Below are 24,856 nucleotides of genomic sequence, written 5' to 3' on the forward strand. Positions count from 1 at the left end.
TCTTTAGAGAAACGTAGCATTCGTATCTTGTACTTACCGAGTGAAGTCTACGCAACTAACCTAACCTGATATAAAATCAATACTTTCCTCTACCAACCAAAATGGGACCAATTCAGCCGCTACCTGTTTCCCAAAAGATGGTGCATCCAAACTTTTGGAGGGAAGATAATCCTGATTCCATTCCGCTGGAAAAGTCGTATCTGGACACAGAGTTGTTCATTCGCAAAACGTTTGAGCAGGATACCGACAAAGGAATCAGTCTGTTGTTTCGCCAGTACTACGTCGTTTTATGCAGCCATGCTGTGCGCTACGTTGCTTCAAAAGCCATCGCTGAAGATATTGTATCGGATATTTTCTATGAATTTCACAGTGAACTTCGGTTTAAGTCAATAACCACTTCATTTCGGGCTTATCTCTTTACGGCGGTTCGTAATCGGGCATTCGATTACATCCGGGCCGAAATGCGGCAGAGTATTTCGCTCGATAATGCTGAATTTGTGCCCGCCCATAGCACCCAAAGCCCCGATGCCATTACCCAATACGAAGAACTCTACCACGATCTTGAAAATGCCATCAACGAAATGCCTCTGAAACGGCGTCAGATCTACGTAATGCATCGATTTGAGGGCAAAAAATACCAGGAGATCGCCGAGGAGTTAAGCCTGTCGCTTCGAACCGTGGAGTCGCATTTGTATCAGGCCATTCATCAGATTCGAAATGCGCTCAAAAATAAATGGCAGTTTCTACTTTGTCTACTCGCAGGGCTCTGGTAATAAATCCGACATCGACTAAGTGTTTTTCCGGGGCTAAATCGTCATGAGATTACAACTTATCTACACATGAAACCGCAGGTATCGAAAGAATCCCTTTTCAACTATTTTGCCGGACGGGCTACCGCTCTGCAAAAGCAGCAGATTGATGAGTGGGCGAAAGAGGAACAGAATCGGGAATTATTTTTCGAGTGCCTGGCTATTTGGGAAAATCAGAATATTCAATTCGTTGCCGACGTACAGGATGCCATGCAACGCCACACAAACCGGATGATTTCGGAACCGGATGATACTAATGCGCCTGTTTCCTTACCTGAAGTTGTAGAGCGTCCGTTGGGGGCTGGTTCCTTGTTTCGCTGGCTAGTAGCAGCTACTGTTGCGGGGGTTTTGCTGGTCAGCGGTGTTCGTTTCAGCGACAAACTTATATACACGACGTATCAGGCACCCTTTGGCCAAACTCGTTCGATTACACTTTCCGACGGTAGCCGGATTACACTCAACGCCAACTCTACATTACAAGTACCCCGATTTGGATTTGGTCAGCGAACCCGTAAAGTGATACTGGCTGGTGAAGCGGATTTCGCCATTAAGCACATGCCCAATCACCAAAAATTCATTGTACAGACCAATAAGAATTTTGAGGTTGTCGTACTGGGCACCGAGTTTATGGTGAACACCCGCGAGCACGGTCGGAAAGTGATTCTGAATAAAGGGAAGGTACAGCTTCTGTATCAGGAAGGCGAAATGAATAAGCAGCTTACGATGAAACCGGGTAATCTGGTGCTGTTCGACCGGCAGGGACACGTCAGTTTAAAACAGGCAGCTAACCCGCAGGAACTCAGATCCTGGAAAGTACATCGGTTTGTGTTCGACCAGACCACTCTGGAGGAAATCAGTACACTTTTTAGGGAAAATTATAGTATCTACCTGGATTTCCCGGACGAAGAATTAAGGCAGTGGGCTGTTTCGGGCGCCTTTACGGCTAACAACGCTGAAGAACTGATTGAGGCCCTCACTAGCGCTTCTAATCTGACCTACAAGCGACAAGGCGATACGCTCATCGTGGTGCAACCGCATTAACTAAATAAACCCTTACCATATGGAAAAATTAGTACGTATTCTACTCCTGCTGGGGGTAGGGATGGGAGGAGTATATCCAGGCTTTTCCCAAACGCTGGCAAGCGTGAAGCATTTGCAGGAACAGAATTCTCCAACGGGGAGGATGAACGTAGCAGGAGAACAGGCAGCCGATATTTCGGTTCAGGGTACTGTATCAGATGAAAAAGGTGAAGGTTTGCCGGGTGTGAGTATTCTGCTGAAAGGAACCCAGAAAGGCTCGACCACTGATGCTAACGGGCGGTACAAACTAGACGTGCCGAACACGGCTGCTACGTTGATTTTCAGTTTTGTTGGCTATGCGTCGCAGGAAATCGTTGTGGGGAGCCGCACGAGCGTGAACGTTACGTTGGTAGCTGACGACAAAACGTTGAATGAAGTCGTTGTAATTGGCTATGGCACCGTTCAAAAGAAAGATCTGACGGGGGCTGTGGCTTCGGTAGGCAGTAAATCCATTCAGGAAATGGCTGCGCCACGTATCGACCAGGCCCTGATCGGGAAAGTGGCGGGCGTGCAGGTGAAACCCGTTTCGGGTGAACCCGGTGCCGCTCCGCAAATCAGAATACGTGGTGTTGGTAGTATTTCGGCGGGGGCCGGACCGCTCTACGTTGTGGATGGTTTTCCAATCTCCAGCATACAAAACCTGAACCCGAACGATGTTGAAACCATCGACGTATTGAAAGATGCGTCGGCTACCGCCATCTACGGATCGCGGGGCGCAAACGGCGTGGTGATCATCAACACGAAACGAGGAAAATTAGGTAAGGCTGCTATTAATTTCAACTATCAGTTTGGCTTTCAGAACATAGCCAAACGGCCCGTGCTGCAAACAGGGATAGAAGAAGCGCAGCATTATTTCGACGGCGTGCGCAACCGAAATCTGGATGAAGGCAACGACGTATCAGGTAACCCGCTTAACTGGAAAGCCCCCGTTCCGCAAACTATTCTGGACGTGCTTTCGGGAAAACTCACCACCAACGAAGACCCACTTGATGCGATTCTACGTAGCGGTCCGCAGCAGCAGTACCAATTAACGGCATCTGGCGGCAGCGAGAACATGCGCTATGCCATTAGCGGAGAGTATTTTAATCAGGACGGGATTATTCTGAATACCAATTTCAAACGGTACTCCGTCCGGGCAAATCTCGACGCGAGACTCTCGCCAAAACTCACGTTGAAAGTGAATTTGAATCCTTCGTACACCGATAAATTCAATGTAGGTGGAGCGGGTGCCGAGGACGTAGCAACGTTTTCTGATATTACCAACAACCCGTTGTATAATGCACTGGTCATTCCAACGTATCAATCGCTGCTAAATCCTGACGGGAGTTATTATCCGTTTGGTAATGGGCTGGATGCCGTGGTGACCAGCAAAAACCCGCTCGCGCTGGCTAAAGAAATTAAGGCCCGGCAAAAGGGGGTTGGTTTTCTGGGTAATACGTTCATCGACTATGCCATCATGGATAACCTGAAGGTCAACGTCATGCTTGGCATCAACCTGATGAACATTAAAGGAAGCTACTTCAAGCCTCAAATGGCGGCCTTCCTGAATGAACTGGCATCGGGTACCGACAATGCATCGCAACGACTGAACTGGATTACGGAAACGACGCTGAACTATACCAAAAGCCTGGGCAAACACAACTTCACTGGACTATTGGGCTACACGACGCAACGGGAAACGTTTGAATACAACTCGTTGACCAGCAACCGTTATCCGAATAACCTCGTGCCAACGCTGAGCGCGGTGAGCGGTATTCTGACCGGTGGTTCTTCTAACGTAGCGGAGTGGTCGTTGGTGTCGTATCTGGGACGTATCAACTACAACTATAACAGCAAATACTACGTAACGGCATCGTTACGTACCGATGGCTCCTCACGTTTTGGTGCGCAGAACAAATATGGCCTGTTCCCTTCAGCAGCGCTGGCCTGGCGGATTTCGGACGAGAATTTCATGAAAGACGTTAGGTTTATCAGCGAACTTAAACTACGTACCAGCTACGGAAAAACCGGGAATAACAACATCGGTAACTACGACCACCTCGCCACCATTAACTACGAAAAATACGTACTGGGTGGAACGGGTGTTGGCGGCTTCTCTCCGGGACGGCTGGCCAACCCAAATCTGACCTGGGAAACGCAGCAACAGGTAAACGTAGGTGTCGATGTGAGTTTCCTGAACAGCCGGATAGCCCTTTCCCTGGATCATTTCCGGTCAAAAAATACAGATTTGCTGCTGAACGTCAACATTCCTGACATTACTGGCTTCAATACGGCGTTGCAGAACATCGGTGAAGTGAAAAACACCGGCTGGGAAATTACCCTGAACTCATTTAATACGCAGGGCGCTTTTAAATGGGAAACTTCACTGAATTTCTCAGCCTATAAAAACGAAGTGGTTCGGTTAGGGCCTTCCGGTGATCCAATTATTTCGGGGGGAAATATTACCATGATCGGTCAGCCCGTGGGTATGTTTTACGGCTGGCTGACCGACGGTATTTTCAAAACCAAAGCTGAACTGGACCGGGGACCGCTCTGGAATCCGGGCGGACGCGATGCCTCGCGGGTAGGCGACGTTCGATTCATCGATGTCAGCGGTCCGAACGGAACGCCGGATGGTGTCATCAATAGCCTCGACCGAACGGTTATGGGCTCGCCCTATCCTGATTTTTATTACGGTATGACGAACAGCTTTTCCTTTAAAAATCTGAGTCTGAGCATCAGTTTGCAGGGTGTACAGGGAAACAGCGTACTTGCCCTGTCGAGAGAGCAACTTGCCAACGACCGCGCTCGCTTCCGGCAGTACGCGTTCATGAACAATTACTGGAAATCGGAGACGGAGCCGGGCGATGGCTACTCCGTACGGCCCAACGACGTACCGACGGGGAATTTCAGAGGTACCTATAGCCAACGCTGGCTTGACGATGGGTCTTACCTACGTATCAACAATATCGTTCTCGGCTACGTCCTGCCCGAAGCCATTACCCGGAAGGCCAAGCTCAGTTCAGTACGTTTGTCCGTAACGGCGAATAACCCGTTCCTCTTTACGAAGTTCATCGGCTTCAACCCGGATGTTAGCCGGAGCGATAGCCCACTGACCCCCGGTAACGAACGGTACGATTACCCCACGGCCAAAAGTCTTCTGTTCGGTATCAACATCGGTTTCTAATCCTTCTAATCTCCATGAAAAAGATAGTTTCAGTTGTGGCGATGGTCATGTTACTGATGACCTCCTGTCGGAAAGATTTTATTGAAATCCTGCCAATAGATACTGTAACGGTTGATGTGCTCTATAAAACCGACAAAGATTATCAGGATGCTATTGTTGGTATTTACGGAATTTATCAGGATCAGTACGCAAACATGTATTACTACGGCGATATCCGGGGTGATGATGTGTGGGATGAACTGGTTAAGGGTACGGCGGGCGCCTTTGATAACTTCACCCTCTCGAACGACGACGGAACATTGATCACCACCTGGCGCAACTATTATAAAGCCATTACCCGGGCCAATACGTTGTTGGAGCGAATCGGTTCGACTGATGCGGCTGTCATCACCAACAAAAACCGTCACATCGGCGAGGCCGAATTTTTGCGGGCGCTGGCTTATTTCGATCTAGTCAGAATCTTCGGCGACGTACCGATGGTCACGAAATCGTTGAGCATCGCTGACTCATATACTACGCCCCGCGAAAAAGTGGATAAAATTTATGATGAAGTTATCATCAAGGATTTGCTGGATGCCGAAGCCAAATTGCCAGCCACCTATGCTGGTTCCGAAGTTGGCCGGGCCACGAAAGGGGCCGCTCGGGCGTTGCTGGGCAAAGTATATCTCACCCGGAAAGATTTTACAAAGGCCGAAGTAAAACTACAGGAAGTAACTACTATGGGCTATTCGCTGCTACCCAACTGGGCCGATTTGTGGGATTACACCAAAAACGAACACCATAGCGAATTCATTTTCGATATCGAATACGAGCAGGGGTTGGGTGGTGAAGGCAGCATTTATACCAATCGGTTTACGCCCAAAGTCACATCTATGATCGCTTTCTATGGAATCGCTGGTTCGGTCGATGATCAGAACACGCCCCACCAGGTCTTGTTTGATTTGTTCGAAGCGAAAGACAAACGCAAAGACCTGACGGCTTCGAAAGGCTATACGGATGCTACTGGTAAATTCATTCCATTGCTGGTTTCTTCGAACAACATGTCGGCCTACACCCGCAAATACATTGTCAAGATTGCCACGGCCAACGACAGCCCGGCAAACTGGAAGGTAATCCGCTACGCCGACGTATTACTGATGTACGCCGAAGCACTGAACGAGAACGGTAAAACGACAGCCGCTCTGCCTTATCTGAATCAGATACGTACCCGAGCTGGTATCGACGCCCTGGCAGCGGGCATAACCCAAGCCGCACTACGTGAGCAAATTGTGCTGGAGCGTCGGCGGGAGTTGGCTTTTGAAGGACATCGGTGGTTTGATCTGATACGTACCGGCCAGGCGCTTAATGTCATGGCGAAATACGGAATGAAAGCGCACCATGTCTTATTCCCGATTCCGCTGGCTCAGATTCAGTTAATTAATAACACGACCATATTCCCGCAGAATCCGGGTTATCAATAAATCAATTGCCAATACTGATGGAACGTTGTCTGTTTACCCCTAAATCCCCTAAAGGGAACTTTGTCTGATCACGAGCCAAGTCCCCTTTAGGGGATTTAGGGGTAAACAGACAACGTTTTATTCTTCCATAAAAATGAATTTGAACCCTTTTCTATCACCAAATTTATGAAGACAATTAAAACCGCTTTTCTGCTGCTGTTAAGCGGCCTGATTTTCGTATCGGCCACTGCCTGGATAGCGTCATCGGGCGACAAACTGACAACTTCTGCCCCAAAACCAGCCCCTAAAGTTCAGCGTCTGTTGTACGTAGTAACGCCTGGTATTCGTAACTATCTGGGTTATGGCGGTCATGGGATTCAGGTCTTCGACATCGACAATAATCACAAGTTTCTGAAGTTCATCAAAACGCCCGGTGGCATGATGAAAAAAGGTATTCCATCGAACGTAAAGGGGGTCGATGTGAGTCTGTCTACCAACTGTATCTATATCAGTACGTTAGAAGCAATTCAATGCATCGATCTGGTCACGGAAAAAACGCTTTGGGAAAAGGAATACGAAGGGGGCGTCGACCGGATTTCGATTTCGCCCGACGGCAAGATTATTTACGCACCCTCACTCGAAAAAGCGCACTGGAACGTAGTAGATGCCAAAACAGGAGACGTAATAACCAAAATTGTTACCAATTCCGGTTCACACAACACCATTTACGGACCTGATGGTAAAGAAGTGTATATGGCTGGTCTGAAGTCGACCATGCTGAACGTAGCAGATACGAAAACGCATACTGTGTCTAAACAGGTAGGTCCGTTTGGCGCCGAAATCCGCCCGTTTACGATCAACGGTGCGCAGACGCTCGTTTATGTAAACGTCAATGGATTGCTCGGTTTTGAGATTGGGGATCTGGTAACCGGTAAATTCCTGCATCGGGTAGTGGTCGAAGGATGGAATGTTGGTGAAGTAAGGCGGCATGGTTGCCCTAGTCACGGCATTGGCCTGACGCCCGATGAAAAAGAACTCTGGTTATGCGACGGCCATAATCTCCGCCTGCACGTTTTTGACAACACAGTGATGCCACCGGTCCAGAAAACCACGATCGCGCTGAAAGATATGCCCGGCTGGATTACGTTTAGCCTGGATGGTAAATACGCCTATCCAGCAACCGGCGAGGTTATCGATGTGAAAACCCGCAAAATCATTACGAATCTGGAAGATGCTGACCACAACGACGTTCAAAGCGAGAAAATGGTCGAAATTCACTTCAATGGCGGAAAACCCGTTGCCGCCGGCGATCAGTTCGGTCTTGGCCAGGTGAGAAAGGCGACCAAGAATTAATTGAATAAGTAGACATTTCAGCCCACTGCTTTAGCTGTGGGGCATCGAGTAAAACAAACCCATTTACGATTGAACCGTTTCAACGGTTTTTACTCAGTAAACCGTTGAAACGGTTCTTTTGCCAAAGAATATTTCCTTAATTACCCATAGCTAAAGCAGTGGGCTGATACGGGTTAATTGTTTGTTATTCAAAGGGTATGAAAAAACTCTCCGCATATATTCTCGCGCTCTTAGTATTACTGATCGGATCTGCCGTTCGCGCTCAATCGGCTGAAGAGTGGACGGGGAAGAAGGCTGAGCAATGGTACACCAAGATGGAATGGCTGAATGGCTTACCCGCCAAACCGGGCGAAGGCATCAACAAAGAAGAGTTCGCCAAACGGTATCATAACAACCCGGCTGCCTGGGATAAAGCATTCCTGTTTCTGAAAAACACAGATTTCACCCGCCTGCGTCCGGGCAAGTACCCCATCGACGACGAGAATGTATTTGCGACCATTTCAGAAGGTCCACCCCGCGAAATCAACAGTTCGAAGTGGGAAGCCCATCAGACTTACACGGATATCCATTTCGTTGTGAAAGGAAAAGAAAAAATCGGTATTACGCCTGTCGAGAAAGTAAATGGGAACGTAGCAGTAGGTTATGACTCGGCGAAAGACATCGGTTTTTATTCGACTGACGATGGGCCGTTCTACGTTGCCGAACCCGGTATTTTCTACATCGTTACGCCCACCGAAGCGCATAATCCCAGCAACAAAGTCGAAGGATACGACGGCGTTAAAAAAGTGGTGGTTAAAGTGAGAACAACGCCAACTCCCTAGCCTATTCATGAACCTATTTTACACTTTCGGGAAAAATTAAAAATGGGTGTTTTTGTCAGGCTGACGAAGGAAGCATCTTTCTCCTTATTTGAGAATTAGGATACCTTAAGATGCTTCCTTCGTCAGCATGACAAAAACACCCTCCATAGAAAAGTTTATCTAGCTTCCAGCTCTCGACTTAGTATGCACGTAGTGTTTTTAGATACCAAAACGGTCGGTGACGTACCGAATCTGAATCGGTTCGAAAAATATGGTCAGGTAACGTATTACGAAACAACCCAGCCCGAACAAACTTCGGAGCGCACAAAAAACGCGGACATTATTATCTCGAACAAAGTTGTCCTGGATAAGGCTGTTATCGAAGGTGCTCCTAACCTGAAGCTGATTTGTATAGCCGCCACCGGAACCAATAATGTCGATAAGGAAGCCGCCGAAAAACGGGGCATTCCAGTGAAGAACGTAATGGATTATTCGACCCAGAGCGTAGCACAGGGAACGTTTGCTATGCTGCTTCATCTGCTGGTCGATATGCCTTATTTTGACCACTACGTGAAAAGCGGAGGCTATTCGAAAACCGACATATTTACCCATTTCGGAAACGGATTCTGGGAGCTAGCCGGAAAACGGTTTGGCATCGTTGGGCTGGGGAATATCGGGCGACAGGTGGCGAAAATTGCAGATGCTTTTGGTTGCGAAGTGGTTTATTACTCGACGTCGGGCCAGAACAATCAGCAGCCTTACCAACGCCTGGAATTAGATGAGTTCTTACGTACCTGCGACGTTATTTCCATTCACGCGCCCCTAAACGAGCAGACGACTAACTTCATCAACTACGTCCGGTTGCAGCGTATGAAAAAATCGGCGATTTTGATCAATGTTGGAAGGGGCGGAATTGTGAACGAAGCGGACCTGGCCAGAGCTTTGGACGAAGGCTTAATCGCAAAGGCAGGTATCGACGTGTTTACCAAAGAACCCATCTGTCCGGACAATCCGTTGCTGCATGTTCGGCACAAAGAAAGACTACTCCTGACTCCGCATGTTACCTGGGCCAGCATCGAAGCCCGAACCCTGCTTATAGAGAAAGTAGGACAGAATATTGATGAGTTTTTGAAAAATGGGAATTAGTCAATAGTTGGATTGAATATAGGCCCCGACAGGCTCCGGCTGTCGGAGTCGCGACAGCGACTAACTGAGTAGTTACTACGGAGTATCCGACAGCCGGAGCCTGTCGGGCCTAAAATTGACTAAATTATTACATGAAAATCAGAGCCGCCGTTTTACATGAGATGGGCCTGGAGCGCCCATACACCAACAGCAAGCCGCTGAGTATCGAAGACATTGACTTGCAGCCTCCACAGGCGGGCGAAGTTTTGGTAAAGATCAAAGCAGCAGGGCTTTGTCACTCTGATCTGTCGGTAATCGACGGCAATCGACCCCGCCAGATGCCGATGGCTTTGGGGCACGAAGCGGCTGGCGAAGTGGTTGAGCTTGGTCCCGGCGTCCATGATCTGGCGGTTGGTGATCATATCGTGTTCTCGTTTCTGCCCATTTGCGGACACTGTATGCCCTGCATGACAGGTCGTCCGGCCCTCTGCGAAAACGGTTTGGCGTCCAATAACAAGGGAGAATTGTTAGGTGGCGGCTCAAGACTTCAGGATGAGCATCATCAACTGGTTCATCACCACATGGGCGTATCAGGTTTTGCTGAATACAGCGTAGTTTCTCGTAAGTCCATCGTCAAAATCGACCCAACACTCCCTTTTGATATTGCTGCCCTGTTTGGATGTGCTATCATGACGGGAGTAGGGGCTGTCATCAATACGGCCAAATTGTCGCTTGGGCAAACTGTACTCATTACCGGAATGGGCGGAATTGGCTTTGCCGCCTTGCTGGGTGCGCTGGCGGGCGGAGCCAGTAAAATCATCGTAGCCGACGTAAATAAGGATAAAATGACCAAAGCGCTTGAATTAGGTGCCCATGCAGTAGTAGATTCTTCCCAATCGGATGCCGTTGAGCAGGTGAAAGACCTGACTCGTGGTGGTGTCGACATTGGGTTCGAGTTTGCCGGTGTTGTAGCGGCACTAGAATTCACGTATTACGCCACAGCCCGAGGGGGAAAAACGGTTACGGCAGGTTTGCCACATCCCAGTAAAATGATGCAGTTATCGCCAACTAAGCTGGTCGCCGACGAGCGGACGCTGCAAGGCTCATACATTGGTAGTTGTGTTCCGGCACGCGACATTCCCGCTTACATCTCACTCTATCAGGCCGGGCGCCTGCCAGTCGATAAGCTGATGACGCATAAACTTCAGTTGGACGACGTAAATGAAGGTTTTGAACGACTGGCCAAAGGAGATGCCATTCGCCAGATAATCACGTTTTAAGAAAGTCATCTATAGTCATTAGTTGTCAGTCAATAGTCAGGAGTTGCATTTGTTTTTACGTAGTGAATAATAAATGACGACAAATGACTATTCCTGACCATAAATGACAAAAGAATTAAACATGAACTCAACAAACACCTTAATTCGGACGCAGGCTTACGTAAACGGCCAGTGGGTCAGTGCCGCTAGTGGTGCTACGTTCGACGTAGTGAATCCGGCAACCGGCGACGTAGTGGCCTCCGTAACGGACATGAATCGGGATGACGTACGTAACGCCGTCGAAGCTGCCCACGCTGCCTGGCCTGCTTATCGCGATAAAACCGCCAAAGAACGGTCCATTCTGCTACGTAAGTGGTGCAACCTGATTCTGGAAAATAAGGAAGAACTGGCCCGGCTCATGACCATTGAATGCGGTAAAGTGCTGACGGAGAGCCGGGGTGAGGTCGATTATGGTGCTTCGTTTATCGAGTGGTTTGCCGAAGAAGCTCGACGTACCTACGGAGATGTGATTCCGGCCAACACCAAGGACAAACGTATCGTGGTGATTAAGCAGTCCATTGGCGTAACGGCAACAATTACACCCTGGAATTTCCCGCTGGCTATGATTACGCGAAAAGTTGGTCCGGCGCTGGCGGCTGGTTGCCCGGTCATCGTGAAACCACCTACCGAAACACCCCTGACCGCTCTCGCCATTTCAGAACTAGCTGAAAAAGCGGGTTTTCCACCTGGTGTTTACAATACGATCACTACGTCCCAGAATATCGAGGTGGGGCTGGAACTCTGCGAGAACAGCAAAATCCGTAAACTTTCGTTCACGGGTTCAACGGCCACCGGGAAGTTGTTGATGAAACAGTGCGCGTCGAATCTGAAAAAAATATCGCTAGAACTGGGTGGTAACGCGCCGTTTATTGTCTTCGAAGACGCGGACCTGGACGCGGCTGTGAAAGGGGCGATGGCTTCGAAATTCCGCAACAGCGGCCAGACCTGTGTGTGTGTCAACCGTCTGTACGTGCATGATGCTGTTTATGATACATTCGTGGAAAAATTAACGAAGGCTGTGTCAGCGTTACGTGTGGGCAACGGGCTCGACAACGATGTACAGATTGGCCCGCTAATCAACGAAAAAGGCCGGGATAAAGTGAAGCGCCATCTGGAAGATGCCCTGTCAAAGGGAGCGAACATCTTAGTTGGTGGACACGAACTCGACGGATTGTTTTTTGAACCGACTATTCTGACGGATGCTACGTCCGACATGATTATCGCTCAGGATGAAGTGTTTGGCCCCGTAGCGCCCATATTTCGATTCACCGACGAACAGGAAGTGATCGAACAGGCGAACGCAACTCCCTATGGTTTGGCTGCCTACTTCTACAGCCGCGACGTCAACCGATGCTGGCGGGTAGCCGAAGCCCTGGACTACGGCATGGTGGGCATCAACGATGGCATGATTTCTACCGAAGTAGCTCCTTTTGGTGGCGTTAAAGAATCGGGCATCGGTCGGGAAGGCTCCAAATATGGCATGGATCATTACACCGAAGTCAAGTACATGTGCTTTGGCGGATTATAAAGCTGTCCGTTTCTAGTAACCCATTGAGAATGTGTTTTTTTTGTCATTCTGACGAAGCCGGGCCGCCGGAGCGGAAGAATCTTAAAGCTTCCTAACTCTCAGGTAATGACACCTTAAGATTCTTCCGCTCCGGCGGCCCGGCTTCGTCAGAATGACAAAAATGACGGGAACCCTAAATCGATAATTTCCTATGCTTGAACCTGTCACTAAATCTAAACCGTCGCTTTCTCCGTCGTTGCTGCGCCAATTGCTGCAAATCCCAGTCATCGTAGCGGCTTTGGGGTATTTTGTCGATATCTACGATTTGCTCTTGTTCAGCATCGTTCGGGTGCAGAGCCTCAAAGATTTGGGCGTTGCCGACACCGCCATGCTGCCTCAGGGCATTTACCTCATCAACATGCAGATGGCCGGTCTGTTGGTTGGTGGAATTATCTGGGGTATTCTGGGCGATAAGCGCGGGCGTCTGTCGGTACTCTTCGGGTCAATCCTGATTTATTCGCTGGCCAACATTGCTAATGGATTTGTTACGTCGGTGGATCAGTATGCCGTGCTACGTTTCATTGCAGGGGTTGGTCTGGCAGGAGAGCTAGGCGCTGGTATTACGTTGGTAGCCGAAATTCTGCCGAAAGAAATTCGGGGGTATGGTACGTCGCTGGTGGCGTCGGTTGGGATGCTGGGCGCCGTTATGGCTTATTTTATTGCGAATCAGTTTGACTGGCGTAATGCGTATTTCATTGGTGGGGGCTTGGGTTTACTGCTCCTGATTATGCGGGTAAGCGTTGTCGAATCTGGTATTTTTAGCCACGTCAAAGCACAGGAAACGGTTACGAGGGGTAATTTTTTCAAGCTGTTTTCGTCAAAAAATCAATTCCTGAAATACCTGCGCTGCATTCTGATTGGCCTACCGGTCTGGTTTGTAGCGGGTATTCTGATGACGTTCTCGCCTGAATTCGGCAAAGCACTCGGCCTGAGTGAACCCATTGTGGCGGGTAAAGCGGTCATGTGGGAATACATCGGTCTGGCAATTGGCGATTTGTCGAGTGGCTTTTTTAGTCAATACCTGAACAGCCGGAAAAAGGTACTCGCCCTGTTTCTGCTATGGACCGCTTTACTGATTATTGTGTATCTCTACGTACCATTTCAGTCGGCCACGATGTTTTATACCATTTGTGTAGCCCTGGGTTTTGGGGTTGGCTACTGGGCGTTGTTCGTCACCATTGCCGCCGAGCAATTCGGCACGAATCTGCGGGCAACTGTGGCGACAACCGTGCCTAACTTTGTTCGGGGAAGTATCAACATCATGACGCCGTTATTCCTGCTCTTTAGGGAACAAATAGGTATTGTTGATGGAGCCGCCTTACTGGGTTTCCTGACCATGCTTATTGCGTATCTTGGACTCTGGAAAATGGACGAAACCAGCGGTAAAGACCTGGATTTCCTGGAGGAATAGCGTAATTCAGTGAAGGCGTTTTTGTCATGCTGACGCAGGAAGCATCTTAAAGTTTCCAAACTCGTGTGTGAAGAAACCTTAAGATGCTTCCTGCGTCAGCATGACAAAAAACACTTATTTGTAGGCTTTGTCCCTAAAACAGCTTCAATGAGCGAATAGAGAATAATCAACCACACCTGACAATAAAATTGACCAAAAATTACCTACTTCACAGACTAATTATTCCTAATCTGCTTTTGAGTTCTAAGACTATGACGAATGACGTAACCATCCGCCCGCATCTTCAGGAAAGCTATTCCGATGTTTACACGCCTGAAGCTCTGGCGGCTCTTTCCGCGCTGGCTCCTTTTAACCGACGTATCAAAGAGGTGATGGACACCCGGATGAAGCGCCGGGCACTTCGCCAACAAACTAAAACCCGCATTACGTTCCTCGACCCCGATAGTGTGATTCCCGGAACGACCATCCGCGTGCAGGACGCCCGCGATGGGAAATTTGAAGGAGCCGTGATTCCGGCTGATTTACAGCGTCAATGGATTCAGGGAACGGGGCCGGCGGCTAAACCAAATGCACCTACCGAAAACAGTATTCGGAACGTAGCGTATGCCCTACTGTCGGGTGCCGACGGCTGGATGTTCGATGGTGAAGATGCGCTGGGCCAAACCGCAACCATGTCGCTCGATAACCAACGCAATCTGAAACTGGCCATTCATAAAGATCCACTTTTCCTGAACGTAGCGCAGCAGGTTGCTACCGAAATGAACAAATGGGCTGAGTCATTCTTAGGACGTAGCACAATTACCGATTGGGAAAAACAGCTCGATTTCACGACGAAAATTTTCCGGGCACGCGGGCTTCATCTCGATGACCGCCACATCCGTGATGCTGACGGCGTAGCGATGGCCGCTTCCATCGTGGATCTGACGCTCTACGTAGTGAATAATTACCAGGCATTGCAAAACGCGGGTTCGTCGATTGTGCTGTATCTGCCTAAAATACAAACGGCCGAAGAAGCCGCTGTCTGGAACGCCCTTCTCAGCGCTCTTGAAAATCATCTGGGATTAGCAGAGGGCACAATTAAAGTCTACCTACTGGTCGAGCAACTGGAGGCAACGCATCAATTGATGGAAATTCGGGCGGTTTTGGGTAAGCATTTCGTAGGTTTTAACACTGGTCGTTGGGATTACATCAATAGCGTATCTGATGCCTTGGCCTGGGATAAAAGCTTCGTCAATCCCAACATCGAAGCCATTACCATGACCTATGGCTACATGCGTAATTACGAAGACCGGGTACGTCGGGCGGTCAACACGCCGGACATCAATGGTAATTTTGCGCTATGGCAGGGCGGCATGGAGCCGAACATTCCGGTAGGCTCCGAAGCGGGCGTATCGGCCAGTATGCAGAAAGCGGTAGCCGGTGCCGAACGGGAACAACGTGAAGGGGCAAGCGGTAAATGGGTGGCTCACTGGAAAATGGTTCACGTAGTGAGACCGGTTTGGGAGAAAGTGGATCAGGCTAATCAATTAGGCCGCCAATTCCCGCGCCTGACGTACACGCAACAAGACGCCGACGGGCTGATGCAGCTTGAGCCAGCACCAACCGATATTCGCGGAGCCCGCAACTTACTGAGCGTAGCGCTGCAATACGGTAACGCTTTTGGGCAGGGAATGCAGGCAGCCGCCCTGAAACCCGCCGACTTCTTCGGAAACGACGATATTCTGTATCTGATGGAAGACATGGCAACAGGTGAAATTCGATTGAGCATTCTCTGGGAATGGCTACACAAAGGAGCCGTCCTGACTGAAGCTGACTCTGCGCTGGGCCTCGAAGCCGGTTCGGTTTTTTCAGCCGAACTCTATCAGAAATTACTGGACGAAGAGTACGAAAAGTTATTGAAAGCCAGCAGTAAAGATGTCTTCGATGCCTCAAAAACCACTACGTTGCCCATCTCCAGGGAGATAGCGACTGTGTATGTCTTTAGCGAGATAAAAGCCCCCTGGTTCATCGACTTGCTGAACATCAATCTGAATAACACCGACCTGGCAGAGGCCAAAAAACGCATTCAGTTGTACATGGATACGTTAATCAATGACGGGAAACGTATCACGGAAAACCTCGATTTCAAAACAACGTAGCACAGTTGATACGTATGGTGCGGGCTAGGCTAATCCTGAGTTGCATTGGACTGATTGGTCTGTTATCCATGACCAGCCAGTACTACGTAGATAAACCTGACGACAATCGGTTTACGCGCGAAATACTGGCTGAGAAACTGGACGAGCCAATGGCGCTTGCCCCGCTCGATGATGGGCGCATTTTGTTCATCGAACGAAAAGGCGATATCCACCTCTACAACCCGGCTACCACCCGCCTGAGTCTGATTGCTACCATACCTGTCAGCACAAAATACACGAATCGGGAAGGGGTGGTACGCGAAGCTGAGGATGGATTGATGGGAATTGTTCCCGACCCGCAATTTGCTCAGAATCACTGGGTGTATCTGTACTACGCCCAACCAGGCGAACCCGCCCGAAACGTACTGACCCGTTATGAAATGCGCGGTGATCTACTGGCGATGGAAACCAGAAAAATTCTGCTGGAAATCCCGACACAGCGCGACGAATGCTGCCATACCGGGGGCGGCATGGTGTTCGATAAAGACGGAAATCTGTGTTTGCTGACGGGCGATAACACCAGCCCTTTCAGCAGTCTGGTGGCTGGATACGCCCCCATCGATGAACGCCCCGAACGTAGTCCATGGGATGCTCAAAAATCGGCATCCAACACCGCTGATTTGCGCGGAAAACTCATCAGGATTCATCCAGAACTCGACGGTACATACAAGATTCCACAAGGCAACCTGTTTCCGATAGGAAATACCAAAGCTCGCCCGGAAATTTACGCGATGGGGCTTCGCAACCCCTGGCGGCTTTCGGTCGATAGTCGAACTGGCTATTTGTATTGGGGAGAGGTCGGCCCCGATATGAAAGATTCGGTTGGTCTGGGGCCATACGGCTATGATGAATTTAATCAGGCTCGTCGGGCGGGGAATTTTGGCTGGCCATATGTAGTGGGTAACAACGCAGCTTACTGGGACAGGGATTATGCCACCGGTAAAGCAGGTAAACAGTTTAACCCGGCTAAACTTATCAATGATTCGCCCAATAATACAGGTTTGCGGGAGTTGCCACCGGCGCAGAAATCGCTGATCTGGTATTCGTACCGGGCTTCCGACGAGTTTCCGCTCATGGGCAACGGCGGACGTAGCGCCGTGGGCGGCCCTATTTATCATAAAGCAGATCTTCCCAACGCGCTCCGTCCGTTTCCTGATTATTACGAAGGTAAGTGGCTGATTACCGACTTCATGCGCGGCTGGATTATGGCCGTTACGCTGGACGAGCAAAGCAACTACGTATCGATGGAGCGGTTTCTGCCCAACGAGCGTTTCGATAGCCCAATCGACATGAAATTTGCGGCCAATGGCGATTTGTATCTGCTGGAATACGGTAGTGCCTGGTTTCGCGGAAACGATAATGCCCGACTGGTACGTATTGAATACAATGCGGGAAATCGGAAACCCGTAGTGCAAGCGTCGGCTGATAAAACGGCTGGAGCTGTCCCGTTGAACGTAGCGTTTTCATCGGCAGGTACCATAGATTTTGACCGCGATGCGTTAACCTACGAATGGCAAATCATGACAAAATCTGGCGAACTGGTACAGACGTACTCGACGCCGAATCCAAGCGTTACGTTCGATAAGGCCGGTTTGTACACAGCGCGATTAACGGTGACGGATGCCAAAGGCGCGCAAAACAGTAAAACGCTGGACATAAAAGCGGGTAATGAGCCGCCTAACGTAACGATTAATCTTCAGGGAAATAAAACGTTCTTTACGGTAGGTCAGTCGATTAATTATGACGTAGCAGTAACAGACAAAGAAGATGGCAGTCTGGCGGGCGGGCAAATTTCTCCTGAACAGGTGTCGGTGAGCATTGATTATCTTCCTGAGAGTTTCGACAAGGTTGCCGTTTCGATGAACCAACGTAGCGTCGATATGACTGCTACGTATGCCACGGCACAAAAACTCATTACCGAGAGCGATTGCCGGGCCTGCCACACCATCGACCGGCCATCAGTTGGACCGACGTACCAACGTATCGCTCAGAAATACAAAGGTGATCCGAACGCCGTTGAACGCTTGTCCCGGAAAGTTATTACTGGGGGAAGTGGAGTTTGGGGTGAAGCGACCATGAGTGCCCATCCCCAACTTTCTCAGGCGGATGCGTCTACTATTGTTACGTATATTCTCAGCCTGTCTGATGAGCCGAAGTCGGTGAAGTCGTTACCGGTGTCGGGCAATTATACGCTCAACATTCCCACGAGCCAATCCAGCAAAGGTGTTTTTATCATTCGGGCGGCTTATTCAGACAGAGGAACGCCATCCCTGCCTCCCATCTCGACCGAAAAGTTGGTGATGCTACGTAGTCCGGTACTTTTCCCCGAGCAGGCTGACTCTTCGAAAGGAACTGAACGTATTACCGATCAAAACCGCCCGTTCTATCTGGTAGGATCTGGAGCGTACCTAGGTTATTTCAAACTGGATATGACTGGTATAAAACAGATTGACGTAGCAGCTCAGGTACCTGGCCGGGCCGATGCCACTGGAGGAACTATCGAGGTGCGGCTGGATTCGCCAACAGGCAAGTTGATTGGCGAAACGGCTGTTACGTCAAATACGGGGCAGGGTTCAGCGAAAATAGTTAACGTAGCACCTACAGATAGTATGCATGACGTTTATTTTGTGGGTAAGAATCCGGCGGCACGATCCAATCAGGTTCTGGTTCAGGTAACATCTGTTACATTCAAATAGGGAGGGAGTATATTTGACTCCTCGAAAATAATCCCCAAATGAGCATTTTTTGTCATTCTGACGAAGGAAGGATCTTAAGGTTTCCACACTCACATGTAAGGAAACTTTAAGATTCTTCCTTCGTCAGAATGACAAAAGGCCCCGTTTAAACAGCTTTAGGCGCTAAGAGAATCGCTCCGGATCAAACGCCGAGATTTCCATACTGTCGACTTTGTCGTTCACTAGTTCACTGACCAGTTCGCCTGTGGCTGGCCCTAAACTCAGTCCCATCATGCCGTGACCAGTTGCTACAATAACATTGTCGTAGTGGGCCATTTTACCAATGTACGGCAACCCATCGGGCGAGCAGGGACGTAACCCCCGCCAGACTTTTTCTACGGAAGGCATCTCGACGGTAATATCCGGGTAGTAATTATTGATTGACGACACGATGCCTCGCACCCGGTTCATATTCAGGCTCATATCTGTACCAGCCACTTCGAGCGTACCGGCAAACCGGAGATCGTGGCCCATAGGCGTAGCGGTAGCGCGTGCTTCGAGCATTATGGCCGGAATGCGGACGTTACGTTGTGCATTACGTAACATGAAACTATACCCTTTGCCGCCCTGTAGAGACAGATTCAATCCTAGCTGCCCGGTAATTTCCGGCGACCAGGCCCCACCCGCAATCACAACCGCATCTACGTCAACAGAACCTTGTTCCGTCTGAATCGACTGAACCTTTGAATCAGTTTTACCGAAACCAAGTACGTGCCGATTTTCTAAAATTGTAGCCCCCACTTTACGCAGGTGAGCCAGCAACGACTTGATTAATTCGGTAGGATTCAGATGGGCGTCGCCGGGAAAGAGAATGCCTCCTCGAACGTCTACGCGCGTGTCGGGTTCGAGGTCCTGCACTTGCTGGCTGGTGAGTATCTGTGCTTCAATACCTGCTCGGTTCGCTACGTCGGCCTCTTCGGCCATCTCGTGTTCGGCGGAGGCTGTTTTGTACAGCATAAACAGACCCCGTTCCTGCCATTCAAATTCCAGATCACCGTTGGCGGCTAAATCCTGATAAAGTGTTTTACTCAGCAAACTCAGGTCACGTAGCGCCGGAATCGAACGTTGCACGTGGGCGTCGTTGGCGTGTCGGTAAAAGAGCCATCCCCAGCGTACTAAATCCAGATTCAATCGGGGTTTGACATAGAACGGGCTGGTCGATTTGAGCATCCAGCGCATGCCTTTAGCAATCATGCCCGGCTGCGCCAGTGGTATAATATGACTGGGTACAATCATTCCCGCATTCCCGAACGAACAGCCATCGGCGATGGTATCCCTATCGAAAACCGTTACCTGATGTCCCGCCTTTTGCAGGTAATACGCCGAACAAAGTCCGACAATACCGCCACCAATAATTCCAACGTGTGACATTTTACAATGAGTGATGAGTGATGAACGATAAGTGATGAGTTGGCTGACGCATTCTATTCATCACTCATCGTTCATCGCTACTTTAGATGACCTGAAATCCGTGAATGTATGGATCGTCATCGTCCAGAATAAGGTGGTTATAGCCGTGAATACGTGCCCACCCTTCAATGCTTGGAACAATAGCCGGAACGCCAGCCAACTCGGTTTCGGCTTCGATACGTCCGTTGAAAATCGAACCGATGATGCTTTCGTGGACAAATACGTCGCCGGGTTTTAGGAACCCTTTTGCGTAGCGCTGCGCCATACGAGCAGACGTACCGGTGCCGCAGGGCGAGCGGTCGATGGCTTTGTCGCCGTAAAAGACCGCGTTACGTGCCGATGATGTTTCTTTCAACGGTTTTCCGGCCCAAAGAATATGGCTCAGGCCGTTAATGGTTGGGTTTTCGGGATGAACAAACGTGTACTGTTCATTCATCCGCTGCCGCATCACTCTGGCCCAGCCGATGAGTTGTTCGCCTTTGTAATGCTCCAGTCCGGGGAAGTTCGGTTGCTGGTCGACGATTGCGTAGAAGTTACCGCCGTACGCTACGTCCACCGTTAACGTACCCAAATCCGGGCATTCGACGGTTAGGCCTTCTGCCGCCAGATACGACTTGATGTTGGTGATTTTTACGGACGTTACTTTCTTGCCTTCCTGAACGTATTCGGCACGTACCAGACCCGCCGGAACTTCCAGATTCAGTACGCCCGGCGTTTTCGGCCTAATCAGATTCTGCTCGATAGCGACTGTTACGGTGCCAATGGTTCCGTGACCGCACATCGGCAGACAACCCGACGTTTCGATGAACAACACACCCGCATCGTTGGCCGGATTGGTGGGCGGATAGAGAATGCTTCCTGACATCATATCGTGACCACGAGGCTCAAACATCAGGCCGGTACGTATCCAGTCGTATTCGCGCAGGAAATGCTGCCGCTTTTCGCTCATGGTTTCGCCCTGCAAAAACGGAATGCTGCCTCCCGTTACTACACGTACCGGATTGCCGCATGTATGCGCATCGATACAGAAAAAATGGTACTCAGCCATTTTATGGGTATGATTAATGAACAATGGTCCGATTGGTGGAATACGTAGCGATGATTTTTGTCATGCTGACGAAGGAAGCATCTTAAAGTTTCCTTCGTCAGCATGACAAAAATGCGCTGTCATTTCCTTCGTACTAATTACGCTACGTTCAAAACGGGCCGTTTTGCCAGGGCTGTTTGAATAATGTTCAGTACGTGTTCGCGTTCGGCGCCAATTAGTGGTAGGCGAGGGGCACGCACGTATTCTGAACCCAAACCTGTAGCGGTAGCAGCCAGTTTGATGTACTGCACCAGTTTTGGGTGAATGTCCAGTTCGAGCAGCGGCATGAACCAACGATAGATTTCCAATGCTTCGGTCACCTGACCCGCTTTGGCGAGATCGTAAATAGCCACCGTTTCGGTTGGGAACGCATCGACCAGTCCACCAACCCAGCCGTCGCAGCCCAGCAATAAAGCTTCCAGCGCCAACGTATCGACACCGCCCAGCAACTTGAAACGGTCGCCAAACGCATTGCGCATTCGTGTTACGTTGGTTAGGTCGCGAGTCGATTCCTTTACGGCCTGAATATTAGGAAGTTCGGCTAATTCCTCGAACATGGCAACGGTCGTCATGATTTTATAATCGTACGGATTATTATAAATCATGATCGGCAGTGAGGTTTCCTGCGCCACAGCCTTGAAGAACGTAACGGTTTCACGCGAGTCGGCTGGGTAGCGCATGGGCGGGAGGAGCATCAGACCGTCGGCACCGTTGGCCTCAGCTTCTTTGGCGCCGGCAATGGCCTGTTTAGTAGCCTGTTCGGCGATGTTGATCACCACCGGTACGTTGCCGCCAGATACCGCTAAAGCCGACTTCAGGAGTTCAATCTTCTCGGCGTTCAGTAACGTACTGGCTTCGCCCAGCGAACCGCCAATGATGAAGCCATGCACACCCGCTTCCAGTTGCGCGTTAAGATTCTTTTCGAAAAGAGGCAAATCGAGCTGATCATCAGCCGTAAAAGGAGTCAGCAGGGCCGGATAAACACCTTCCCATTGTACTGATACGTTCATGGAGAAAATTACTTTTAGGATGAATCAGAATTGATTATCAAAAATACAATATTCTTTTATCGGCGTTTTGATGGAGATTAACGAATTCTGGTATTATTTTCACTAATTGATCACAAAGTATCCAGAATTATAGTGAAAAAAACACCAGAAAAGCCGTTGCTATTCAAAGTGCCCGCTATCGATGATAGTACGTTTCGGGTTGAACACGATAGTTTTCCACATTTCTATGGACATCTTCACTTTCACCCGGAAATTCAACTCACGCTCATTCAGCAAGGAGAGGGTACGTTGATTGTTGGCGATAAAATTGATCGGTTTGATCGCAACGATGTATTACTGCTGGGGTCGAATTTGCCTCACGTACTACGTAGTGACCCCGAATATTTTGCGCCTGATTCGGTACGTCGATCTGTGGCGGTTTCGGTGCTGTTTCGGCCTGAACACCTGGAACCAACCGTACTTCAGTTGCCGGAAACCCGTCATCTGCAACAATTGCTACGTGAATCGCAGCATGGCGTTCGGTTACGATGCCCCGAAGGTCACACGCTTACCGAACAGTTTGCTACGTTGCCCGGTCAACGCCCATTTGATCAGTTATTGACTTTTCTGCATATACTGGATTATCTGTCTACCAGTGCTAGTCGGGAAGTACTCTCGGTTACGGCTTTCGAAAATCCACGACGCCCTGACGATCACCAGCGACTGGAACGCGTGTTTTCGTTCATTCTGGAAAATTACCAGTCTGATATTACGCTGGACGACGTAGCGGGCATTGCTAATTTAACACCGGGGGGCTTCTGTCGATTTTTCCGGTTACATACCCAGAAAACGTTTTCGAAGCTGCTCAATGAAGTCAGGATCGAACACGCCTGCCGCCACCTACGTGAATCCAGGCTGAGTATCAATCAGATTGCGATCCATTGTGGCTTTAGTAGTCTTTCAAATTTCAACCGTCAATTTAAAGAAATCGTTGGCCTGTCGCCCAGCGAATACCTTCGCAACTATGCCGGTTGACAAAAGCGGAAACTACGATTTCAAGTCTGTTTATTGGTAAGTCGATTGCCTTTCCAGAGAGTACAGGAAGGTGCTTTAGCGGTCCTGGTTTAAATTCGTTTTTGAAATAGGAACGCGGGTAGAAGTCCGCAATTGTTGGCTCAAAACAGCGGGTTTCCCCGCGTTACGTACAGATGGAAATCACGACTTCACATCCCCTGGCTTTACCGGTTGGCGTTACGCTCGACCGATATATTATGAATCGTCAGACAGCGTTTGCCTATGCAACGGGCGAGTTGTCTCAACTACTACGTGATATCGCGCTGGCCAGCAAAATCATTCATCGCGAAGTAAATCGTGCTGGATTGATCGACCTGACGGGTGGTATGGGCGTGGAAAATGTGCAGGGCGAAAGTCAGCAAAAACTGGACGTAATTGCCAATATCCGTTTCATTCGCGCCCTTAAAAACGGTGGAGAAGCCTGTGCGTTGCTGTCGGAAGAGGACGAAGAGATTATTTACACCGGCAATAATAACGGCAAATACGTTGTCGCGATTGACCCATTGGATGGTTCTTCCAACATTGATGTCAACGTATCAATTGGGACCATTTTCTCCATCTATCGACGGGTGACGCCGGTCGGTACGTTGCCCCAGCGCGAAGATTTTCTGCAAGGGGGGCAGGAGCAGGTGGCTGCGGGCTACATTCTCTACGGATCGTCGACCATACTGGTTTATACGACGGGTTGTGGTGTGAATGGCTTTACGTACGATTATTCGTTGGGTGAGTTTATTCTATCACATCCTGATATCAAGAGCCCGGAAGATGGTACGATTTATTCCTGCAATGAGGGTAATCTGGAGCAGTACGATTCAAGCATTCAGAGCTACCTGGCCGCGTGTCGTCAACAGCAGTACACAGCCCGGTATATTGGTTCGTTAGTGGCAGATTTTCACCGGAATTTGCTGAAAGGTGGCATTTATCTGTATCCGGCAACTACCAAAAATCCGAACGGCAAACTTCGGCTATTGTATGAGTGCTATCCACTGGCATTCATTGCCGAGCAGGCTGGCTGTAAAATATCGGATGGTAATCAGCCGGTGCTTGATATTATCCCCACTGATTTTCACCAACGGAGCCCGCTCTTTATGGGTGCTCCCAGGATGGTGAAAACATTGTTGGACTATATGGCAACGTAGTCATCTTCAGCAACTAGTTGAAAGCAATAGATAAATGCAAAGCCAGATCATTCCAGGTCTGGCTTTGCTCGTTTATACCCCTCCAGTATATAAGAGTTACTTAACGTTACCAGGCTACTTAGTTCCTTTGTAAGCCCACTGAATCGCAGATACTAAAAAGTGTCAATAATATACAA

17 protein-coding genes are annotated in these 24,856 nt (G+C 49.4%); 14 read left to right on the forward strand and 3 right to left on the reverse strand.

The annotated features are described in order from the left end of the window. Positions 1-101: 101 nt before the first annotated feature. The 12 genes from IC229_RS04120 to IC229_RS04175 all read left to right on the forward strand — a co-directional run bounded on the left by IC229_RS04120 (position 102) and on the right by IC229_RS04175 (position 18,942). On the forward strand, positions 102-773 hold the full coding sequence (locus IC229_RS04120; RefSeq protein ID WP_190885652.1) for an RNA polymerase sigma-70 factor: 672 nt from the start codon (positions 102-104) through the stop codon (positions 771-773). 66 nt (positions 774-839) lie between these two features. Next, positions 840-1,850: a FecR family protein gene (locus tag IC229_RS04125; protein ID WP_190885653.1), complete on the forward strand. Its 1,011-nt coding sequence runs from the start codon at positions 840-842 to the stop codon at positions 1,848-1,850. 19 nt (positions 1,851-1,869) lie between these two features. Next, positions 1,870-5,055 (forward strand): SusC/RagA family TonB-linked outer membrane protein, encoded by a 3,186-nt coding sequence (locus tag IC229_RS04130; RefSeq protein WP_190885654.1) that lies wholly within the window; start codon positions 1,870-1,872, stop codon positions 5,053-5,055. A gap of 14 nt (positions 5,056-5,069) precedes the next feature. Beyond that, positions 5,070-6,515 carry a RagB/SusD family nutrient uptake outer membrane protein gene (locus IC229_RS04135; protein ID WP_190885655.1) on the forward strand — a complete coding sequence of 482 codons (1,446 nt, stop codon included), beginning with the start codon at positions 5,070-5,072 and terminating at the stop codon, positions 6,513-6,515. Between the two features lie 165 nt (positions 6,516-6,680). Then, positions 6,681-7,847: a YncE family protein gene (locus tag IC229_RS04140; protein WP_190885656.1), complete on the forward strand. Its 1,167-nt coding sequence runs from the start codon at positions 6,681-6,683 to the stop codon at positions 7,845-7,847. Positions 7,848-8,044: 197 nt separating this feature from the next. Beyond that, positions 8,045-8,668 (forward strand): YhcH/YjgK/YiaL family protein, encoded by a 624-nt coding sequence (locus IC229_RS04145; protein WP_190885657.1) that lies wholly within the window; start codon positions 8,045-8,047, stop codon positions 8,666-8,668. A gap of 183 nt (positions 8,669-8,851) precedes the next feature. Then, the gene (locus tag IC229_RS04150; protein WP_190885658.1) at positions 8,852-9,793 is read left to right on the forward strand and encodes a D-2-hydroxyacid dehydrogenase; all 942 of its coding nucleotides are present in this window, start codon (positions 8,852-8,854) and stop codon (positions 9,791-9,793) included. Between the two features lie 131 nt (positions 9,794-9,924). After that, complete coding sequence (locus tag IC229_RS04155) at positions 9,925-11,052, forward strand: zinc-dependent alcohol dehydrogenase family protein (RefSeq protein WP_190885659.1); 1,128 nt, start codon at positions 9,925-9,927, stop codon at positions 11,050-11,052. 103 nt (positions 11,053-11,155) lie between these two features. Further along, a complete protein-coding gene (locus IC229_RS04160; RefSeq protein WP_223833841.1) occupies positions 11,156-12,619 on the forward strand; it encodes an NAD-dependent succinate-semialdehyde dehydrogenase in 1,464 nt (487 codons plus the stop codon). Between the two features lie 190 nt (positions 12,620-12,809). Further along, positions 12,810-14,069 carry an MFS transporter gene (locus IC229_RS04165; protein WP_190885660.1) on the forward strand — a complete coding sequence of 420 codons (1,260 nt, stop codon included), beginning with the start codon at positions 12,810-12,812 and terminating at the stop codon, positions 14,067-14,069. A 251-nt stretch (positions 14,070-14,320) separates the two neighbouring features. Further along, positions 14,321-16,207: an aldolase/citrate lyase/malate synthase family protein gene (locus IC229_RS04170; protein ID WP_190885661.1), complete on the forward strand. Its 1,887-nt coding sequence runs from the start codon at positions 14,321-14,323 to the stop codon at positions 16,205-16,207. A gap of 14 nt (positions 16,208-16,221) precedes the next feature. Beyond that, positions 16,222-18,942, forward strand: coding sequence for a PQQ-dependent sugar dehydrogenase (locus IC229_RS04175; protein WP_223833842.1), 2,721 nt, complete (start codon positions 16,222-16,224; stop codon positions 18,940-18,942). Between the two features lie 162 nt (positions 18,943-19,104). On the opposite strand, the gene IC229_RS04180 is transcribed toward IC229_RS04175, so the two are convergent. From IC229_RS04180 to IC229_RS04190, 3 genes are all read right to left on the reverse strand, one after another. After that, positions 19,105-20,352 (reverse strand): NAD(P)/FAD-dependent oxidoreductase, encoded by a 1,248-nt coding sequence (locus IC229_RS04180; protein ID WP_190885662.1) that lies wholly within the window; start codon positions 20,350-20,352, stop codon positions 19,105-19,107. A gap of 82 nt (positions 20,353-20,434) precedes the next feature. After that, entirely contained in the window at positions 20,435-21,439 is a 1,005-nt protein-coding gene (locus tag IC229_RS04185; protein WP_190885663.1) for a 4-hydroxyproline epimerase, read from the reverse strand. A 137-nt stretch (positions 21,440-21,576) separates the two neighbouring features. Then, positions 21,577-22,488, reverse strand: coding sequence for a dihydrodipicolinate synthase family protein (locus IC229_RS04190; protein ID WP_190885664.1), 912 nt, complete (start codon positions 22,486-22,488; stop codon positions 21,577-21,579). A 132-nt stretch (positions 22,489-22,620) separates the two neighbouring features. Here IC229_RS04190 and IC229_RS04195 point away from each other — a divergent pair, with 132 nt between their 5' ends. Continuing rightward, positions 22,621-23,502: a helix-turn-helix domain-containing protein gene (locus IC229_RS04195; protein WP_190885665.1), complete on the forward strand. Its 882-nt coding sequence runs from the start codon at positions 22,621-22,623 to the stop codon at positions 23,500-23,502. 173 nt (positions 23,503-23,675) lie between these two features. Then, the gene (fbp, locus tag IC229_RS04200) at positions 23,676-24,680 is read left to right on the forward strand and encodes a class 1 fructose-bisphosphatase (protein WP_190885666.1); all 1,005 of its coding nucleotides are present in this window, start codon (positions 23,676-23,678) and stop codon (positions 24,678-24,680) included. Positions 24,681-24,856 lie beyond the last annotated feature (176 nt).

This window comes from Spirosoma profusum (assembly GCF_014699005.1).
Lineage (GTDB): Bacteria > Bacteroidota > Bacteroidia > Cytophagales > Spirosomataceae > Spirosoma > Spirosoma profusum.

Coding starts and splice junctions, on each gene's coding strand:
- fbp (WP_190885666.1), top strand. CDS start 23,676: ATGGAAATCACGACTTCACATCCCCTGGCTTTACCGGTTGGCGTTACG.
- IC229_RS04185 (WP_190885663.1), bottom strand. CDS start 21,439: ATGGCTGAGTACCATTTTTTCTGTATCGATGCGCATACATGCGGCAAT.
- IC229_RS04135 (WP_190885655.1), top strand. CDS start 5,070: ATGAAAAAGATAGTTTCAGTTGTGGCGATGGTCATGTTACTGATGACC.
- IC229_RS04180 (WP_190885662.1), bottom strand. CDS start 20,352: ATGTCACACGTTGGAATTATTGGTGGCGGTATTGTCGGACTTTGTTCG.
- IC229_RS04155 (WP_190885659.1), top strand. CDS start 9,925: ATGAAAATCAGAGCCGCCGTTTTACATGAGATGGGCCTGGAGCGCCCA.
- IC229_RS04140 (WP_190885656.1), top strand. CDS start 6,681: ATGAAGACAATTAAAACCGCTTTTCTGCTGCTGTTAAGCGGCCTGATT.
- IC229_RS04165 (WP_190885660.1), top strand. CDS start 12,810: ATGCTTGAACCTGTCACTAAATCTAAACCGTCGCTTTCTCCGTCGTTG.
- IC229_RS04150 (WP_190885658.1), top strand. CDS start 8,852: ATGCACGTAGTGTTTTTAGATACCAAAACGGTCGGTGACGTACCGAAT.
- IC229_RS04170 (WP_190885661.1), top strand. CDS start 14,321: ATGACGAATGACGTAACCATCCGCCCGCATCTTCAGGAAAGCTATTCC.
- IC229_RS04120 (WP_190885652.1), top strand. CDS start 102: ATGGGACCAATTCAGCCGCTACCTGTTTCCCAAAAGATGGTGCATCCA.
- IC229_RS04130 (WP_190885654.1), top strand. CDS start 1,870: ATGGAAAAATTAGTACGTATTCTACTCCTGCTGGGGGTAGGGATGGGA.
- IC229_RS04175 (WP_223833842.1), top strand. CDS start 16,222: ATGGTGCGGGCTAGGCTAATCCTGAGTTGCATTGGACTGATTGGTCTG.
- IC229_RS04160 (WP_223833841.1), top strand. CDS start 11,156: ATGACAAAAGAATTAAACATGAACTCAACAAACACCTTAATTCGGACG.
- IC229_RS04190 (WP_190885664.1), bottom strand. CDS start 22,488: ATGAACGTATCAGTACAATGGGAAGGTGTTTATCCGGCCCTGCTGACT.
- IC229_RS04125 (WP_190885653.1), top strand. CDS start 840: ATGAAACCGCAGGTATCGAAAGAATCCCTTTTCAACTATTTTGCCGGA.
- IC229_RS04145 (WP_190885657.1), top strand. CDS start 8,045: ATGAAAAAACTCTCCGCATATATTCTCGCGCTCTTAGTATTACTGATC.